Annotated in this window: 11 protein-coding genes and 2 pseudogenes; 2 read left to right on the top strand and 11 right to left on the bottom strand. The window is 52.0% G+C overall.

The window, feature by feature from the left end:
- Positions 1 to 17: 17 nt before the first annotated feature.
- From C3708_RS22405 to C3708_RS24090, 3 genes are all read right to left on the bottom strand, one after another.
- The gene (locus tag C3708_RS22405; protein ID WP_103950358.1) at positions 18 to 4,718 is read right to left on the bottom strand and encodes a trypsin-like serine protease; all 4,701 of its coding nucleotides are present in this window, start codon (positions 4,716 to 4,718) and stop codon (positions 18 to 20) included.
- The gene (locus C3708_RS22400; protein ID WP_133159920.1) at positions 4,715 to 6,904 is read right to left on the bottom strand and encodes a hypothetical protein; all 2,190 of its coding nucleotides are present in this window, start codon (positions 6,902 to 6,904) and stop codon (positions 4,715 to 4,717) included. The genes C3708_RS22405 and C3708_RS22400 overlap by 4 nt, the downstream gene beginning before the upstream one ends.
- A 1,211-nt stretch (positions 6,905 to 8,115) precedes the next feature.
- On the bottom strand, positions 8,116 to 8,253 hold the full coding sequence (locus C3708_RS24090; RefSeq protein WP_370446910.1) for a hypothetical protein: 138 nt from the start codon (positions 8,251 to 8,253) through the stop codon (positions 8,116 to 8,118).
- A 76-nt stretch (positions 8,254 to 8,329) separates the two neighbouring features.
- On the opposite strand from C3708_RS24090, the pseudogene C3708_RS22390 reads away from it, so the two are divergent.
- Positions 8,330 to 8,536: pseudogene (locus C3708_RS22390) on the top strand (transposase domain-containing protein); the annotation flags it as partial.
- Between the two features lie 566 nt (positions 8,537 to 9,102).
- On the opposite strand, the gene C3708_RS22385 reads toward C3708_RS22390, so the two are convergent.
- The 6 genes from C3708_RS22385 to C3708_RS22360 form a co-directional block, all read right to left on the bottom strand.
- Positions 9,103 to 9,924: a hypothetical protein gene (locus C3708_RS22385; protein WP_103948180.1), complete on the bottom strand. Its 822-nt coding sequence runs from the start codon at positions 9,922 to 9,924 to the stop codon at positions 9,103 to 9,105.
- A 267-nt stretch (positions 9,925 to 10,191) separates the two neighbouring features.
- Entirely contained in the window at positions 10,192 to 10,866 is a 675-nt protein-coding gene (locus tag C3708_RS22380) for a hypothetical protein (RefSeq protein ID WP_133159669.1), read from the bottom strand.
- 21 nt (positions 10,867 to 10,887) lie between these two features.
- Positions 10,888 to 11,955, bottom strand: a complete 1,068-nt coding sequence (locus C3708_RS22375; RefSeq protein ID WP_103950355.1) for a hypothetical protein — start codon at positions 11,953 to 11,955, stop codon at positions 10,888 to 10,890.
- Between the two features lie 37 nt (positions 11,956 to 11,992).
- Complete coding sequence (locus C3708_RS22370) at positions 11,993 to 14,632, bottom strand: fimbria/pilus outer membrane usher protein (RefSeq protein WP_158251379.1); 2,640 nt, start codon at positions 14,630 to 14,632, stop codon at positions 11,993 to 11,995.
- An 89-nt stretch (positions 14,633 to 14,721) separates the two neighbouring features.
- Entirely contained in the window at positions 14,722 to 15,492 is a 771-nt protein-coding gene (locus tag C3708_RS22365) for a molecular chaperone (RefSeq protein ID WP_103950353.1), read from the bottom strand.
- 172 nt (positions 15,493 to 15,664) lie between these two features.
- The gene (locus tag C3708_RS22360) at positions 15,665 to 17,233 is read right to left on the bottom strand and encodes a DUF1254 domain-containing protein (RefSeq protein ID WP_103950352.1); all 1,569 of its coding nucleotides are present in this window, start codon (positions 17,231 to 17,233) and stop codon (positions 15,665 to 15,667) included.
- Between the two features lie 453 nt (positions 17,234 to 17,686).
- Here C3708_RS22360 and C3708_RS22355 point away from each other — a divergent pair.
- A pseudogene (locus C3708_RS22355) lies at positions 17,687 to 18,163 on the top strand (ATP-binding cassette domain-containing protein); the annotation flags it as partial.
- A 77-nt stretch (positions 18,164 to 18,240) separates the two neighbouring features.
- On the opposite strand, the gene C3708_RS22350 reads toward C3708_RS22355, so the two are convergent.
- Complete coding sequence (locus C3708_RS22350; protein ID WP_233210442.1) at positions 18,241 to 18,654, bottom strand: zinc-ribbon domain-containing protein; 414 nt, start codon at positions 18,652 to 18,654, stop codon at positions 18,241 to 18,243.
- A complete protein-coding gene (locus tag C3708_RS22345; RefSeq protein WP_103950351.1) occupies positions 18,648 to 19,070 on the bottom strand; it encodes a putative zinc ribbon protein in 423 nt (140 codons plus the stop codon). The genes C3708_RS22350 and C3708_RS22345 overlap by 7 nt, the downstream gene beginning before the upstream one ends.
- Between the last annotated feature and the right edge of the window lie 185 nt (positions 19,071 to 19,255).

The raw sequence follows: 19,255 nt of genomic DNA, 5'->3' as shown, positions 1-19,255 counted from the left end.
CGTTACATGCACGCGTACTAATGTGCTTGTTTATTTCCGGGGTGAGACTTATCACGCAGATGAGCGGATATTGCCGGTGAGGTCACCACAAAATAATGCCGTGTCCGGCTGTCATCATGGGAACCATGAGCGGATTCCCGGGCAGTTATGGTCATCCTCTTCGGTTCAGAAGAAGATTCTCCCTCAAATGCTGAAGACGCCGTACATGACCAGTCAGGGTACGATATTGTCATATCTGGTGATGAACATACCCCTGGCTCTACGGAATAATGGACATTTTGACTATCCAGCCCGTTAATTTTTCCGTAAACACGATATTTAGCTCCTGTCTTAATTTCACCTTCTCCTGGCCTATCAATACTCATTACAGTCGTACCCACTTTTTCAGGTGCAACGGAAAAGGTCGTGGGCGCACTTTCATATACCGTACCACTCTCACCTACCGAGGAAACCGTAATCGTATATTCACCGGCAGGCTTGTTCACCTGACACCCCCAGGTCTGATAATCTGTATCAGAATCTGCTTCACACAGTGTTACTGCCGGATTCACCCCGGGTGTCGTTTCCTTCACCGTAATATGTGCTTTATCCTCATTCTGAATTGTTCCGCTCACCCAGAAATTGTTCTCATTGACTGGTGTTGTTTCTTCCGGCCAGAGAATTTTTATCGGACTATCCCCAACAGTAAAATGCCGGGAGATTACAGGGTTGTCTTTACTATTCGCGGCAGTATTACGCACAATGAGGGTATAGTCCCCTTTTACCGCCGGGTACAATTTACCGCCAACCGGGCATGACCAGTTTCCGGAGTTATTCGCCGTTGCCTGACAATCAGCGACATAACCAAGGCCGCCAACAGTCGCTACGCTCCCGGAGGGTGCACGACCACTGATAGTGTATTCACCTGAGATAACTTCATTTTCTTTTGGTGAGTCAACCGTAAAGTGAGGGGCAAGGGTATAGCTGCGTGAAATACTTTCCGATGTTTCGCTGTCAGACACCATTATCTGCGCAGTCTCCCGCTCCGTCACCTCATACGGTCCGCACGTCCACTCACCCGTTCGTGTATCTGCGAAAGTATGACACTCACCCGCGACCGGGATACCGGTCACATCAATACTGTGTCCCGGTTTACCCTTGCCGGTAATGCTGTAAATGTTCCGGGTCAATGTTTGACCGCCTGATGGCGACGTTACAGACAACGGGGTGGTCACCAGCGGGGAGACGGTATACGTGACGCTCTGGGTATCAGATTCAGCTCTGACGCCTGGCGTCATGACAACCTGAACCGTATATGTTCCCGGAGCAGCATGTTGAGTAGGGAAGGTCCAGTTGCCATTTTCGGCCACAGTGGTATAACACGCTGTCCCACAGGTTACATCGCCTGAGAAGGCTACCTGCGCACCGGGCTGTCCTGTCCCTGTCAGAGGGGATGAGGCATTGATAACCGTCTCACCTGGCGCCGGGCTGTATATGGTCAGCGGCTGAACGGACACCGTATAGTGACGTTCGGTGGTGACTCCGGTCAGTCCTCCCTGCGTAGCGGAAAGCGTGACAGGTCCGGTGACGGTGGGAGCCGGACAAGTCCAGTCACCATCTTCATTAGCGCCTGAACAGTTTTTTAATTGTCCAGAGCCATCTGCGATGACAGTCACAGTCTTATTGCGCACACTTCTGCCCTTAATTGTATAGGGCTGACCCCAAGGAATAACCTGCTGATCTTGAGGCTCGTCAATGATGACGGGATGGGCGAGTGACATAGTCCGGCTTCCAAGCTCTTTCCCATGTATATCTTTATTAACAACTTTCAGAATGTAACTGTCCAGCGGATCCTTAATAAGCCCAGCCAAATCTAACGCCCACTTGCCGTGGTCTTTCCAGTCAGGGGTTATATCATCAATAACCTTCCCCGCAACGGTAATGCCGACGGTTGCAATGGCACCACCGGCAGCACCAGCTGCTCCCGTCACACTGGTAAGACCTGCTGAAACGGTCCCTCCCACAGCGGCTGCTGAACTCAGCAAGGCCCCGTCTGCGGCTGTTGCAGGGAAAATGAGATAAGGAGGATTCGGCCCACTGTCTGCACCACCTTCACCGCCACCGGTTTTCCCGTCCCCCCCCCCGCCATTGCCGTCACCACCATTACCACCGTCTTCCAGCTCTTCATCGTCATGTTTCACCGTAAAAATACTGATTGCATTTGATACTTTCCCAGTGGACGTCGTCTGAGTGGCCGTTAACTGGTAGACCCCATCTTCAGGGGTAGCCTGCAAGCCACAGGTCCAGTGACCATCCTGCTGAACGGCGGCATTACATAGAGGACTTTGAATAATTGATGGAACAGAAGAAATAGAAACATCAATGGAAGCGTTAGGTTCCCCTGTACCGCTGACCATATACTCAGGAGCAACAGTAACCCAGTCATTTCCTGATTTATTATCTTTCAGCTCATCTCGGGAGCGCCCTGGATTATTAATACTTGGTTCAGAATACTTTTCCGCGCTGAAATTTACTGTTAAAAAATCTTTTGAGTAATATTCATTTCCTATTTTATTATCTCCATATATAATATTAGCAATATACTCATACAAACCATGAGTAGTTTCTTCCGGCAATGTCACCTTTCCACAGTCCCACCTACCAGAAGTTACTGTAGCCTTATCGTTAAATAATCTCCTCTGATTACTTTTTTCAAAAACATTACAATAAATATCACCACTTGCACTTACATTGATAGGACCATTTAATTTAATTTCATCACCTGATGAATATATGTGTTCTTTAATTGGACTGTCAACATTCAAACCAGTCCCCTCAATCGTATTCCAAGAATAATCCTCGCCCAAAATGCTGTTATCATCAGATGAGAAAAGGGAAACGAACACATATTGCTTGATATCTTTAAAGTAATGATTAACATTGAATGGACCTGCACTCCAGGTCCCATCATTATTAACACCGACCTTACTGGAAAGAACAAAAGAAGACTTATCATTACTTTCATCGTATAATCTAAATAAAACATACCCCTTTCCCTTAAAACCATTTCCTTTAGTAAAATTGCTCTCCCCTTTAACATACACTAGAGGTTTTTGTAACGTCCCTTCTTTAGGTGATGTTATTTTAATGACAGGAGTGGGGCTGTATTTAATATTAATATTAACTTTATCCATTGACAATATCTGTTTATCGTCATCACTATCATTTTCTTTAGTTCTTACTTCTATCGATACAGTTTTCTCTTGACCGGCGACCATCTCTTTTTTATCTACCGTCATGTGACAGGTAAACCTACCATTATCATCTAATTTCAACGCGGTAGTATAAGGTTCAGAATTTTTATCAACACAGGCTGGCCTATCTCCATCAAATCTGAATTCAACAATATGACCTGCCTCTCCTTCCACTTCAATGTTAAGGGGAATATTATCCTGACCGTACAGGGTACTACCAGGGATGGGGGATAGTATTTTTATGTCCTGAAAACCATTATTTAAATAAAAATCAACACAATCGCCATTGCAAAAATTTTCAGCAGAGAAATCTTTGGTTCTAATCAACTCGGCAACCAACTTAATTTTATCATTATAACTAACTGTATTTCCTTTTAAATCAGCATTACACTGCCAGGAGTTAGGCTCATTGTCTTTATCTATTACACCAACATTGTCCGCTGAATATTTACTACATACCTTCACAGGAGCCATCCCAATTGAACCATCATGTGGATTTCCCTTATATATTATTATTGACTCAGGTTTAGGACCGTACCCACTAAATTTCACGACATTACTACCATTAAGAACCAACCCATCACTTGGTGAATTAAAAAAAGACAGCCCCGTTACCGCTGAAATATGTTTAATTATATTTTTATTTAAGGCGGTAAAGGTATTTCTCGTTAACCCGTCACCATCATGCGCTACACCTACTACCTTTCCTGTTGATCTTACATTTTCATTCACATCTAATAAATCACCAGGGAAAGCACTAAATAAAAGTGGTCCTCCTGAGTCCCCATCGCTTGAGACTGCATCAAAATATTTACCAGTTATACCCGAGGTCCCGCCTTTCAGTTTTCTATATTCAAACTCATAAAGAAAACCATAATTTAAATCCCGATTTTCCTCAGCAGACACTTCCCTAGGCCTTTTAGTATTTCCATATCCCATTATCATACCTTTACGTGGTTTTTTGATAATAGCTTCAATCTCCTCAATCTCCTCAATCTCGTCAATCTCATCCCCGGCACCAGTCGAAATATGAAAAAGTGGGAATGAAGGTTTAACGCCGCTATCCTCAGAGAGTTTCAATACAACAACATCACCAATATAACCTCCAGTGACGTTCGCGGTATAATATTTATCAGGAGGTGTTTTGCTATCCTTCGCCCCTCCTCCCCCAACGTATACCCACACGGTTTTAAAACCTTTGTCAAAATTGTTTCTATCATTCGCAGCACAATGTGCCGCTGTTAGAACATACATGCCAGATAAAAACTCACCAGTACAAGTTTGTCTATGCTTGTCATCAGCGATTCCAGCTATCCAGTTTGGGGCTTTCCCGGGGTACTGCATGGGGCCATTTATGGAGTAAATATCGTTACTCACTTTTGCAGATGAAGGTGACGAATGTGCTGATACACTGGTTGCAGCAATAAATGAAGTCATCACCGCAATACCAGGAAAAAACCATCGTTTCAACGTTAATATTTTCATTTGTTATCCTTGCTGTTACTTGAAATTACATCCTTTTTGCACAATCCAGTATTCGCGCTGTCTGCTGGTGACCTTTTATTAATAACGCTAACCTCCCGGCACAGCGAATTAACAAGCGTGCCATTGATTTTTCCCGTCGCCGTAATGGCATAGCGGGCCGCACCACTGTCAGGAACGTGGATACCCCACTGGCCAGTGCTGTCCACTTTCGTTTTTATGACCGTCCAGTCATCAATCCTCACCTCCACGTCAGCACCCGGCTCACCACTCCCACCGACAGGATAACGGGTATTCTCCAGTACGCTCCCGCCTTCTGCGGGAGTGGTCATAGTGAGCGGTCTGGCCACCGAGAAATCATGACTGTCCTGCCCAAATGCCTGGCCATTTATCATTTGCATCACCGTAACGGTATGCTTCCCTGTGGCATCTTTAATATTTAAAGTACAGGTAAAACGCCCTTCTTTGGTTACCGTGCCCGGTAAGGTGCCGGGATGTCCATCCAGTTGACAAACTACGGTCGCGGAGAGTTCAGCTTTTCCGGTAACGGTCAGTGTATCGGCAGGCGGCAGCAACTGATTATTTGCTGGATAGTCAATAATCACAGGGGTAGCGGCATCAACAATGAAATTGTTAGTTTCGTCATATGACTCTGGAGCACTAGCACCACCAGGCTTACCTCCCGTTGCCGTGACTGTAATGGTATGAGCGCCAGGAAGATATTGACCAGGCTCTCCCTGCCATGTCCCATGATCTAAACTGGCTAACTGGTTGGCACCACTATCAATTCGGTATTGAACTGTGAGACCGCCGTCCACATTACCAGCGGGAGTTATATAATCTGACACCGAGTAATGCGCGCCCTCTTTAGGTATATTTATCGTTAATCTAACATCTTGAGCTTTTGTATATACGCCAACCATTGCAGTTGAATCCGGAAAATCATCCAGATGCTGTATGACATTGAAATCATATATTCCAGACGAGTCGGGCAAAGACACATCTACACTCCAGTTCTTAAGGTGACTGGCTGGGATTTTTCCTTTAGTACATGGCTGTCCCTTATCAGAGCATAAGCTATAATCCAGGTGACTTCCAAGGCTTGCTATTCCATCAAATGAATATGAGCCTGTGTCAGGTTGACCTGCTGGATTAACAGTTACCCCTCTGGCAATGGATATTTTTCTCATATCCTGAGCGGGAGGATTGACAACATCCTTATAACGCGCATAAATGTTAACATCCTTTGTTATCGAACCGTCAGGTTTCAGTAATAAATTCGTCGAAATTGAACCAGACCACTTTCCATCAGCCCCCACAGTCACGACTGTAGCAGAACCACCATCGTAGCCATATTCAATTTTTTTTTCAGGCTCAGCTGTGCCTGAAACATCTACCCCCATCCCTTCAAACGTAATTAAATGCGCATTTTCTTTCGGGTTGATTAATTTAATATCTGCCACTGGGTCATTTATTGTGAATGTCCACTCCTCATTGTTTTTATCACTCCAATATATATTATCATTATCTTCCCACTGAACCACTTTAGAAAATGGCCCCATACAATTCTGACCTCGTATAGAATTACAAGAAGCCGTAATATAATATGGAAGGTCACCATCTTTATAATCACTCGGCAATGGGTCTTTCGTGTCGTCCGTGGGAGCGTCATTAATTTCTTCAGCATAAAACAATGCATCATTATAATGGTCGCATTCCGTGCCACCGAAAACAATTTTGCACATAACTGGTTTCGTAGCCATCCCAAGGTTCTCTGTGCGACTTTCTTTATTAACTATCGATGTTACTTTGAATGTCAACCACGCCGTGTAAACGTAGTCCGGTTCAACCCAGCCACATCTGTCATGAAAAAGGGATGACTTAACGTCCCAAGAAATGATTTTTTTATTTCCTGGAGGGATATTAACATTATCATAACCAGGAGACGTACATCGTCCCAAAAAATTACTCAATGTGATGGTGTTATGACTATTATTAACAATATTAATATCGCGAGATGCATATGCATCGCCCCCATAAGATAATAGAATAAAAAAAAATAAAGCGCTGTCTATTTTCACCCTTGAAAATACTGAAACACTTGACAATAAAAATTCAAAAAGAAACCTCATCCGTTTTATGAGAGATATAATAGAAGTACTTAAATAATAATCCATTTTAATTTTCAACCGGCCTTACCTCTTGATAGTGCATTGAACAAAAAAACTCGGGCATATCCTGCAACGGCATCCAGAGCGGACGCTCCATGGAACCATCACGCTTCTTGTTCCTAATGTTCTGCGTCGTCAAGATCCTATTCCATCGAGTTGTCTCATCTCATGTTGAAGGATGTAGGGATAGCCATGATTATTCCCTTAGCTCTGGCTTCATGTGAGTCATTTCTTAGTCACGTTGAACGCTCTGCCTGTTACGTACCTCGCAACCTTACATGTAGCCATACGTCATTTTTGTGATCTGAGAAAATGACATGCAGTATTTCCCTGGCAGGAGCAGGATGCTCCGAACGGAAAATTACACTCACAAGGAAACAATGTTAACAATACGTTTCAGTTGAATGCTACATGTTATAAATCGGATATTTAATAACAGACTGGCCGGTTTTCAGGAGAACGGTTTTGGCGACCTGCAAGTGATTATGATGCTTACAGAATTAATACCTCGAAGATATATTGTCTTCTTGCCGAGAAACACCATCAGTATCAGTCCCGTCAGCAACAGAGCGGCGTTAAGTACGAACTGAAGACACCTTGCGATACGAGCGGGTACAGCATGAAAAAATCATTCTGCATTTATCCTCCCAGTCACCTCAATCACGCCCCACGCCAGCTGAGGCACTCTACATCAGCGATAACAGACTCAGTGCACGAGTATCTGATGAAGAGGCAGCGCAGCATGCAATCCTGGCGCAACAGGCATAGTTAACCATTCAACTGAGCACGAACAAACAGCGGTCAATAGAAGTGCCGGTGCTCATGTAAATGGGCTCTCCGGTCGCTCAGGGTAATCCCTTCATCGCAGACCGGAAACCCGGTATGGCCGTCACCGTGGCATCAGGCCCCATTACAACATCAGTGTCACCGGCTCTGTCTTGCTGGCCGAGTGGCGGTCGGTGTCTCCTTAACACAGTGCGAATAGTACGCACGGGAGATTAACCCCCCGCAAGAACTGATGGTTAACAATGTATTTCAACTAAATGCTGAATGTTAAATGATTGAGGGGTTTTATAACGAGCGGTATTATAAACAGGATGACGTTAATGTAGCGAGTAAAGGCATGGTAACCATCACGCTAACACTTTACACGCCGTCGCAACGGTAAACCGAAACCCGGCGGTTTGTTCCGGTGAACGTGTCAAAGATGTCAACTTCTGAGGTTGAAATCACCATCCCGGCCCTTCGAAGTCGCAGTACATCCGCCGCCATACGCTGGCAACCGAACCAGAAGAGAGAGCATCCAGTGCCGTCATCGCCAGTCCCGATGCAAGTGCCAGCCGGATACGCTCACGTGGCGATTTCACCTCTTTTACGATCTGCTGAAAGGGGGCAGCCGAAACGCTATCCGGGCTCACACGCCGTATGCGGGTCACCAGACCTGTGGTAATGGGCCGCTCTAACTGGTTGTTCGCGGGTTCACTGGCGGCAGGCGTTCGCGCCGCGCAGATCATGAGTCTGCTGGAAACGGCGAAAATGAACGGTCTGGAGCCGCATGCGTGGCTGACCGACGTACTGACACGTCTGCCTGAGTGCCCGAAGGAGCGACTGGCAGAGCTGTTGCCTCTTGAGGAGTTTACCTTCTCCGGCCCGGGAACACCTGCCGTCAGGTGTTCCCGGGCCGGGCCAGAACCTGCAGTAGTGTGTTGAGCGCCTGACGACACGAAACTCGCAAAACCAGTAACCACGAGAGCTGACAAAGAGTCAGTACCAGAGTCCCCCGGGTGCCATTACCCTTGTCAGTACTTCATCACCTGCCTCAGCTCCCCATGTCAGTACTTCGCGACCTGACACGATCACCCGACTCAGTGCTTCAGTGTCTGACCTCCGTACCTGCCACCCTGGCGATCGCCACGGCACAATGCAATGGAACAAAACCCTATCGCCTGGCTGTGCTCATTCGCATACACCACTTTTGACACACACTAAAAAAACGCGTCAATATGAGTTCGCCGGAACCTTACCCTTTAGAGCGTACCCCGTGCAGCCCTTTGATCCTTGATTGCCCGTTAATTCGGGCTTTTTTTGCTCATAGACGGGACGTAGCATCGAGTCTGTCAGGGTAGGTTTATTGAACAGGGTTACGGCGGGTTATACGATAGGTGAATAGCATCATCCCCAACGTGGCGACACGCAGGGATGATGTCTACATCAGGTTAGGATTGATCGATGTAAACCGTCCAGGTAAACGTGAACTGATCCCCGCCGGAGCCGAGCTGAGGACTAGGTACCCCATCAAAATTCTCGGGATCTGTGGCAATCAGAGCACCAAAGCCCAGTTTGGCCGATTTGTATACCTCTTCCGTAGCGGAAGAGGAAAAACTCCCGGGGTTACCCGCACTGTCAACCAGCAATGCGCCGCCAGCCACCACATATTCATCCGTCATGAATATATATTCCCCGTCACCCACGCCCGGTGCATCAATAGGGCTATTGGCCATTTTCTGAGCGGCATTGCTAAATATAACTTCATCAGTATCACCTGGATTCGGGCCATCCCAGGAAATTACCCCTGCCCCTTGGGTGCCACCTGCCTCATCGATATAGAATTTTGCATCCGCCAGCAGAGGCAAAATACGCCAGAAAGCCCCCTGCGACCCCGTGTTAGCTCTGAAAACGGTGATATCATCCGGAGTGGTTAGCCTGGCCATCCCCGTTCCCACCTCGGTTTTGAGCTGAATTTTATTAAGGTTGCAGCTCGCCCCACCTTCAGCCCTCACGGTAACGTACGCAGGCGCAGTATTACTCGTCAGCACAGCATTCCCCTTCCCTTCACTATCACGCGTCCAGGTCATCTGCATGTTATGATCAGGCGGCGAGACCTGGAAGCCGCAGACATCGGTTGACACAACGCTTACCGAGGCAGTGATGTCGGCACTGTTTCCCGCCAGCGCGACGCTGGGCCCCGCCAACATCAGGCAGAGGCTGCTGACTCGTAGCAGGAAAACTCCCGATGAGGGTGCTTTATATTTTTTCATAGTGTAATTCCTACGTTGTTATTAATCGCCATAGAGATAAATACCGTTTCCGGCTTTTTTATAACTGACCGATTGACTATTTTTGCCGTGTTTACCCTCCTGTATTGATGAAAAGTTCGTGGTTGATTGCCCGTCACCCGAACCCTCTCCTACAGGGCGAGGGTTCGGGTGACGGGCATTCGTTAACCAAAGAGGATCTTCGAGGATCTTCATGGTGTTTATTACAGGAATATCCCCACATTCAACGCACTGAATTGGGGCTACCCGTTAGCGCCACGAAATTTGCAGCGTAAAAGCAGACTCCAGCGGCCCCTGTTCTTTATCACTCCCTCGCGTGAGATCCGGGTGCAGTTGCACATTAAACGGAATAGCCAGCACCTGATTATCTTGCAGCGGTTGTTTCAGGTCATACCAGTAGTTCACCTGCGCCAGGCTGAAATACCGCTCATCGCCATTGCCGGCCGGCTGTTTATCCGCCTCGGTGGCGGGTGAGTCCATTGCCAGTTGCAAAGGCCAGGGGGTTTGCGTTTCCTCATCCGCCGGGCCAATGGTGTAATACCAATGGCGGTTACGCGCGTGCGATTGTTTTTCCAGTAGCGCCCCTCTCACCGGGTTATCCGGCCAATGCTCGGCCTTGAACATCACCCCAATACCGTCGACCTCGCACTGGCTCAGGGTCAGTTGCAACGTCTGTATGACGGGGGCTCCGTTGCTGCGCGAGAAAAGCAAATGGCTATTTTCCAGCGTGACCGTGCAGGAAGGCGCAGTCACGGTGCCGTTGAGGGTGATGTCCTGCGCGGCAAGCGAGGTCTCTGCCCCGGCTCTTGCCGCGCCCGCGATCAGATAGGCGATAAGCAGGGTGCCCAGCAGCAACCCGCATGTCACGGCGGATACCGATTGCCGCAGCTGCACCTGCTGTGGGTGTTTGCCTGAGTGCATCACGTTACCCTCCTGCCATAAGGATCAGTCATACGACACCTGGTACAGCCCTTTTGCCGTGATCTTGCCGGCGGTAATGGCCTGTTCATTCAGTGGGCGGGCATAGAACGCCTGTAATGCCACCGTGATCCCCTGCGTTAATGCATTACCCGTGTCCGTCGGCTGCGGATTTTCCAGCTCCAACGGCACATTGCGGTCCCAGTGCACCACCCCGTATTGAGTGCGCCCAAAGGCGTTGGCGTCATATTTCAGCAAAAATCCGGTGCCAGTTTCTTGCCCGGTTTCATCCCGTGCCGTCAGGATGGTGGCAGGCCCTGCCTGCGAGTCCGTCACGCTGCCCAGCGGCAAAAACCGGATGCGCAGATGCCGGGTATTCTCCGAGCAGTTGGCCACCACTAACTGTGGCAGGGATGTCTGTGAGTCCGTATAGCCCCCCGGCTGCACATTGCGCTTCAGCCATACCTGGCTGATTTCAGGGAGTTGAAAATTCAGGCTGGCCGCCGAGGTGGTGCAGGTTGGCACACGAAGGTCCGCCGACACCCTGACGGTGTCCTGCTGGCGGTATTTCACCTGCCCATCGGGCGCGGTAAAGGTCGTGGTGCGGATAAACTCCGCCGCCGGTAAATCCGCCAGACCTGCACCGGTATCCCTTCCCAGGCGTACCAACCCCACGGTCAGTTCGCCCTCCTCGGGTAACCGCATGCCGTTGCCCTGCTTTTCCTGCCGCTCCTGCGTCGCAGTCTGTATCCCGATGCCAATGCCGGTTACCCCACTGTGGAACACGTACCAGCCCTGTTCTGCCCGGCTGTTATCCCGGTCCGGGTGCATCTGCGACAATCGCCACGCCCGCGTCCAGGTATCCTCGTCGGTGCAGGTGTCGCACTGCACGTCAGGCAGCCGAACCTGCTGCGAGACAAACGCTACTTGGGGATTGACCGGCGTATCCGGTGTCAGGGTGCGGACACCGAAGGTCACCGCAACCGGCGTGCTCCTATGGGTGATGCCCCTATCGGCCTGCACTGACAAGGCAGCCAGCAGCAGCGCGATACCATAGACGCCGGGCCGCCGATTAATGCTGATTGTTGCGTTCATCTACCTACTCCTTGCGAGTCACCGGATGGAACCGTTATCAGTGACATCCCCCCAAGACCGTTGCCAACTTTTGCGGGTCGGCCGTATCCGGCAAGGCATAGCGGGCGGTGCACTGTTCATCCTTGCCCTCCCCCCAGTTCGCGGTCACCCTGCCTTTTGGCGGCATACCGGCGAGATAAACCTGCCCGGCTTCGCCCACAATCCCGGTGACGGGAAGCGTACCGTCACCGTCCTGCATCAGTGTCACCGTTGACCCAAACGGGACGTCCCCCTTATCCCACAGCAAGTTCAGCATCAGGCGGTAGCCTTTATTGCTCTTGAACGGCACGGCGACCAACGCCCCACGGGTTGGCACCACATTCTTGCTCGACGCATCCAGTTCCACGTTGCCAGGCACGCTCGCCATGTCCACGTAGATCCGGTTCATGTCATACGGCGTCAACCCGCTCACCAGTGCATACCCTCGCCAGTCCGTCACGGCATTATTGACGTTAAGCCCGCCGACACCCGGCACCGCGACCAGCGCATTGCCCCCGCCCAGTGCCAACGGTTGGCCCAGCGTGACACCGTGAGGATGAAGAGCCAGCCCACCACTGGCCCCGTACGAAAGGCTGTTACTGCCGGCACCGTAGCTGTAGCCACCATTGACCGAGCCGTAACGCCCGTTGTAACCTAGGCTGGTATTACCCGTCTGGTTACCGGTCAGCCCTTGTGACGCGGAATATGACAGTGCCCCTTTCAGTGCCGAACCGTTGATACCCGCCTGCTGGCTAACTTCACCGTTATTGCGGGTCAACGAATAGGTCCCGTTGACATTGTGGGTTTTCAGCCATTTCCCCAGCGGTATTGAGAGGCTCAACCCGACGGTTCTGTCCGTACGGTTTTCATTGGAGCCCTGGCCGCTGTCATCATCCCCGTACCGGCTATCAGTGCCGTTATAGGTGCTGATCCCCAGGGACAGGCCGATACCGACATCCTTGACCGTGGTGTTATAGCTGAGTGACAGGTTGTTTTGCACCGCAGAGCTCCCCAAGGTGGTGGAACACCCACTGCTCAACGACAGGCTGCCCCAGGTACCCATGGATTGGGACAGCGACAGGGTGTAGCTATCGCGCGTGCCATTTCTCTGCCGGTTTTCATCCCCTTCCTGCCGGGGTTTCATCATCAACAGTTCGCTATAGTTGTAAAAATCCCGCGTCTGGCTGTGGCTCCAGGAGGCCCCCACAGAGGTATTGCCAAAACTGCGCGACCAGCTCAGTGCATGAAGGATACCGGTCGCCGTACCGCGCTCGCCCGGCACCACCGACAGCTCGGCCCGTGACGTGTTTAGGATGTAACTCACCGCCCCCCACAGCCCGGCATACACACTGGTACCGGCTGCCACCGCCTGATAATTCTTCGAGAGCAGCGCCCCACCGTTCAACGTGGTATTGGCCCAAGAGCCCCAGGACACACCCGCTTGCGCAAATCTGTCATCAACATATCCGACTCCGTGGGTGGCTTTGCCCGCCGAGGTACTCCAGGTCAGGCCCCCCTGTCTCAGCAGGGCACCGCTTTGGGCCTGCACCATGGTGAAATGCCGGGTTGTGCCATCGGCTTCGCGTATTTCCACATCCACATCACCATTCCCGCTGCGATTAAAATCTGTCAGGGAGAACGGCCCCTGCGGCACGTTCTGCTGGTACACCACGTTGCCGTACTGGCGAACGGTGACCGTCGACGGTGAGTTGGCCATTCCGGTAATGGCCGGGCTGTAGGTGGTGAACTTGGGATCCAGCATCGCGTCATCTGAATCCAGCTTCACACCGGAAAACGGCACCGAGCTCACACCACCGCCCGAAGACGTGGTATTCCCTGCGGTAAATTGCCCGCCTCCCCAGGCGGAAAAATCACGCTGAGCATAAGTCTGGGCAGCATTCCATTGCGTGTTTCCCCCCTGGTTCTTGTGCGCGGTCAGGTCATTGCGAATACGCCAGCCCACCAGATTCATCTGCCCGTTAACCCCCAGATAATCGCTGCCGGTTTTCCTGCCCCCATTTTGCTGTTGGCTGCCGCTGTAGGTGTAATTCATCAGCAAGGCATGCATGCCCTGATCCCACCGTTGTGGGGAGGTTCTCAGCCGTGATGCGGACCCCAGAAACGCCTGCGGTACGGTCAGCGTTAATCGCTGTTTATTGAAATCAAACTGTTCGTTGGCGAAAGGCACCATGGCGGCCACGCCGCCCACCGGGCAACCGGTCTCTTCCCCCTCAGGATTGCCCACTGTCGCGTCCGTTTCCGTGGCTTGCCGGGCGGCAATAATGCCCCACCATTGCGCTATCTGTTGCGCGTTGACGCAGGCATAGAGTTTTCCCGGGTGATCGGGCCATGAGCGGAAATTCACCATTCGACCGTCATCGACCACGTTGCCATTCACCCAGACCTGGACGGCATAGCGGCCCGGCAGCATCCCCCCTTTGCGGGCAAAATAGGTCAGATCAACATGCGCCTGCTGCTTACCTGCGCCCACCGTCAGGAAGTCGCTGTCAAAACTCAACGCGGGCTCCTCATCCGTTTTGCCCTTCAGGGCTGACGTGGCATCCACACCCGGCATGCCCATCCCCTCAGCGGCCACGCTGTGTTGCTGACCCACCGCGATAAGCACCATCCCCAAGACACAGGCAGAAAGCGCCCTCATGGCAAATCCCGATATCACCCGCGGTAGCCTTTTCATGGCACGCTCTTGATGGCTGTTTATGGTTCACCGACCTTCCCGCGGGTATTGGCTCAAAACGATTTGCTGAGTTTCGCGGTCGTCATGCCCCGATCGTCCACGGTGGTGTAACTGAGCGTGCCGTGTGCCGCAGAGGCGACGAGCCTGAGCTCACCAAACGGGAGCACCATGGTGTCTTTGGGGGCTTTCGCAGGCTTACCGTTCAGTTGCAATTGCGTCATCGTCACAAAATACGGCGTCGGGTTTTTCACCACGATGTCCTTACCGGACGACGCAACCGTCAGTTTTTCGGGTGCCTGTTTCACTGCAACGGGATCGTCAATGGCCGCCGGGCGGTAGAACAGCTTGATGCGCGTGTTCACCGCAAATTGCAGCCCGCTCTGCACCGACTTCTGGTAGCTTTTCTCACCCTTTTTCGGTGGGATCGCTAGGTTATTCAGGTAATACACCGACTCACGATCCGCCGGCAGGTTCTCGACCAGCTTGTTCACTCGTAGCTGGACCGCGTTTTGTGGATCAAGCCGATACAGCGGTGGGGTAACGGCAAACGGCATGGTCTGGCTGCCGCTCTCTTCACCCGATTTATCTTCGCTGTCCCCGTAAGGGGAGATCCAGAAACGCATCAGCCAGACATCGGCCGCCGAGGAGTTGGTCACCGTCATGGAGGCCGCCTCTTTGCCGCCCTCAAAAACCAGGCGTGTCCCCCCCAGTGAGATCCCCCCTTTGTTGTCGGCAGCCTGAATGCTTGCCGCACTACACAGGATCAGCGCCGCCAGCAGAACGGGTAGATACCGCGGTTTTTTGTTGATTTCAAACGTGCTCATTGGTTATTTCTCTCCAGAAAACGGGGCGTTTGCATGACGTCAATGTTCCCAATACTTGCCAGTTCAGCCGACTCATTCCCCCTCACCCCACCCCTCTCCGATAGGGAGAGGGAACTGGCACAGAATGTTTGATTGGCCTGTGCGGCTCCAGGCAATGTGGATCCCAGTCGGGCTACTTGACCTCTTCTATCTCGCCCGGTTTCCACGTCTTGTCGAACCAGGACTCCAGCGGGCCGTAAAGCCGGAAGATGGTGAACCAGCCTTTGCCTGGAACCGTCTGCATCCAGTTAGCGTCCTTACCTTGAGGCGGCGTCGGCCCGAAGAACAGATCGACCGATCCGTCAGCATTGGCGATCAGCGGGTCACGCTTGTTATTCTTGCCTGGGAACGGTTGCGAGGTCTGTAGCTCGGAACGGGTCTGCGGGTCATAGAGCACTACCGACCAAAAGTCTTTGGCCGGTACATTTTTGGGAATGTTAAGCCGGTAGTTCTTCGCACCGTCGAACGGTTCACCCGCCGAGTCGGCGCTGGTAATGGCATACTGCGACCCCTTGCCAACCAGTTTTGCTGCCATCGCTGGCGTATTGACGGTGGCCATGTAGAAGAAGCTGGTACGAGCATCGAGATCGCGGCCCGCAAGACCGTCACCGCCGAGCCAGCGATAATCGCCACCGATAAAGCTGGCCCGCCACTGGCTATTGGGGTACAGCTGGGAGCGAGGGTCACGGCTGCGGAAACTGATGGCTCTGGCCGTGGCGTTACCGGCAGCGACCGCGTGGGTGAGAATTTTCGTCATCCGCTCATCTGGCGCAAATGTCTCGCCCTTGCGTATACCAATGGAGGCGGCCAGCCCGCGCAGTTCGGGATCGATAAAGCCGACAGGCTCTTTCTGGATGACGTGGTCGAGTTCTTTGTAGAAGACGAAGTTATTGGCATGCACCGTGTTAAAGGCCTGCCGCGAGGAGTTGATGAACTCCATCTTCGGCGGATTGTGTACCTTGCTCAGCGAATAGACTTTGAAACCGTCGCGGAACATCTTTGAGGCCGCGTCAGGTTTTCCATCCACCAAAAATCCGCGCAGTACCACGATGTTCACATAGGAAGGCGAACGTGAAATGTAGTATTCGCCGCCATGCTTCACGTCCTTAGGTAACGTCCCTTTATAGTCGGCAGGAACAATCAGGTACTTGCCCCCTTTGCCACGATCCGGACCGAGTACGCCCATATCGACCACAAAGCGGAAGAAGGCATCGTTGACCGTACCTGGCCCACTGCCTGGCGGTACCTCGACCACCGTCGGGCCGTCGGTTTCCAGGTCAAGGATGGCGAAGGCGTAGACCGTATCGGTATTGGCGGTCAGCAACAGCGGGTTGGAGTCGGCCAGTTGATCGTATATTGTGGCCTGGCTGCTCTTGGTGGCCCCAAGCTCGACGTTGCCGCGGCGGATGGCTTCGATGCTCGCGGCCGGCATCAGGCTGAGAAACACCTCCACGCCACGCAGGAAATCGAGGTTATCGAACGCCAGTTGGGCCGTCGCTTTGGTCGGCACGCCGTCGATAAAATCCAGATTGCCGATCCGGGTTGGGATGGTGACCGGGGTCAGGACATTTTGTGGGATAGCGGTATTATACCCCGGAGTGGGTGCCGCCTCTGTCGCCGTGGATTGTGCATGGGCACCCGGCGCGCAAAGCGCGCCCAGGAGTGCGGTGGTAATCAGGCCCTGGTAACGATTGAAAGTCATAAGTTTCTCCATCTTGTTGTTATAGGAAACTTACGAGAGCGGGCTTCACGGTTCCCGGCCCTTGATTTGCCGAACTGTCGTATGCCATTTCCTTCTCTCACCCCCGCCATGCAGTGGCTCTAGCCGTAACGCTCCCCTGATGGTAAGCACGTTCTCAACGGGTTTTGCTGCGGCAAAGTGTCTTTATGTAAATAAAACCCTCCAAAAGTAATAGTTATTTTCATGGCACTGCAAAAATTGTCATTTCAGCACCACACCAGGCCACGGAGAGGGCGAAATACGAAGGGGATCACCACCGCCAATGCCCGCTATGACGGGATGTCAATTTTGTGATAACAAAGAGGGAGGGAATAAGATAAATCCGATGAAACAACGGATCACCCTGCTTGACCGGCGCTTTCCACCGGGCCAAAGCCATCATGTCACCGTTGAACGATTTGCGCAGGGACTCCTATGAACACTGCTGTAACCGCAGTCGCGGAAAACGAATACCCACACATAACCCGGCAGCGTACCGTATTAAGCGTGCGTAACCTGAGCAAAGCCTAGCGCGGGCAGGCGCCCATTCTGAACAACCTTAACCTTGAACTTAATGCCGGAGAACTGACGGGCGTTATTGGCCGATCGGGGGTGGGTAAATCGACCCTGCTGCACATCCTCCTGAACGGCACCCTCCCTGCCAGTGGGGGAGCCATCCTCAGTTATCCAGAACACGGGAAGCCATTGGATATTGCCCAATTAACCGGCTGCGCCCTGAATGCCTGGCGCAGCCGGTGCGGCATGATTTTTCATGATTATTGCCTGGTTCCGCGCCTGGATGTCCTGCTTTGTCGCTTGAGCCAGACATCCATGCTCAGATCCTTGTTCAAGGTCTTCCCTAAGGCTGACCAAATGCGCGCCATTGCGCTGTTGGAGTGGATGGATTTACTGTAGCAGGCATTGCAGCGCGCTGAAAACCTCTCCGGCGGGCAGGATTGTCTGTCTGATGCAAAAAACCATCACCGGACTTACCCGGGGAGCGTGTTACAGCAGTAGTTCATCTGCCAGTTCGCCTCTTCGGTGCTGAAGATACCGGTCAGGCACCGTGGACAGGACTTCACGCCCTGATAATGCTCACCACACCATACGCAGTACCAGGCAAGCGACATCACGGGTGCATCCATACCCCGGATAATACTGCGCAGCTTGTTGTGCCGTGCTTCGGCTTTCACCTCCGGGTCGAGATGGGCACAGTTCATCAGCACATTGTGGGCTACGGTCTGCTGGTCATGCTCAAACCACGGGTCTTCGTGCATACCGGCATGTAACACCAGCCGACAGCCACAGGACGCGCAGCTCCATATCTGCCCCGGCGTACTCATCGCCTCGCCAGCAGTCACAAAATGCCCTTCGCGGTCATTTGCCAGGTAACACTTCAGCATGCGCATGTTGTCACCTCTGCTGGCAGGTTGCCCGCATCAGTGCTTTCACGACTGTATTCACCGCTCCGGCAGGTCAGACAGTAACGCTCGCCGTGGTACACACTGTCGCAACCGCTACAGTGCCAGTCAGATTTGTAAACCAGCGGGCGGGAATCAGGTACATAACACTGCAACTGCCGGTGATAGCGGATCTCTTTCGGTTTGAGCCTGACATACGGACAATGTCGTCTCCCGTTCTCCGTCAGCGCATCTCGACGATGTTCAAACCACGGACGTTCCGTCTGGTATTCAGGATAGTATTGCAGTGCACTGCCGCACAGATGGCAGGTATAGCGGTCATACGGTGCGGCCTGCGCGGTTCTGGCTCCCGTAAGGCGACCGTTGCCATCGAGGGCCATAAAGGATTTTGCATACATCGTGGTGTTCCTCACAACCAGACGACACGCAGGCGTCAGCCGTCCCGGTGCGGGCAGTGCAGGCAGGGTGCGAATGGCAGGTCAGTTAAGCGTTAGCGGGTCGGTACCGGCGATGGCCGGTCATGGAATACAGAAAGGTTACGGTTGCGCAGGGGCGCCGGAGGGACGAAAACACACGGGACAAG

Source organism: Lelliottia sp. 7254-16 (genome assembly GCF_002922995.1).
In the GTDB taxonomy this organism is placed as follows: Bacteria; Pseudomonadota; Gammaproteobacteria; order Enterobacterales; family Enterobacteriaceae; genus Enterobacter; species Enterobacter jeotgali.
Note: the sequence above shows the minus strand (reverse complement) of the source record. Positions and strands in the feature narration are given on the sequence as shown.

Bases quoted from the DNA above. Each gene is read 5' to 3' on its own strand.
- C3708_RS22405 (WP_103950358.1), bottom strand. From the start codon at position 4,718: ATGAAAATATTAACGTTGAAACGATGGTTTTTTCCTGGTATTGCGGTG.
- C3708_RS22385 (WP_103948180.1), bottom strand. From the start codon at position 9,924: ATGAAAAAATATAAAGCACCCTCATCGGGAGTTTTCCTGCTACGAGTC.
- C3708_RS22375 (WP_103950355.1), bottom strand. From the start codon at position 11,955: ATGAACGCAACAATCAGCATTAATCGGCGGCCCGGCGTCTATGGTATC.
- C3708_RS22370 (WP_158251379.1), bottom strand. From the start codon at position 14,632: ATGAGGGCGCTTTCTGCCTGTGTCTTGGGGATGGTGCTTATCGCGGTG.
- C3708_RS22365 (WP_103950353.1), bottom strand. From the start codon at position 15,492: ATGAGCACGTTTGAAATCAACAAAAAACCGCGGTATCTACCCGTTCTG.
- C3708_RS22360 (WP_103950352.1), bottom strand. From the start codon at position 17,233: ATGACTTTCAATCGTTACCAGGGCCTGATTACCACCGCACTCCTGGGC.
- C3708_RS22350 (WP_233210442.1), bottom strand. From the start codon at position 18,654: ATGCTGAAGTGTTACCTGGCAAATGACCGCGAAGGGCATTTTGTGACT.
- C3708_RS22345 (WP_103950351.1), bottom strand. From the start codon at position 19,070: ATGTATGCAAAATCCTTTATGGCCCTCGATGGCAACGGTCGCCTTACG.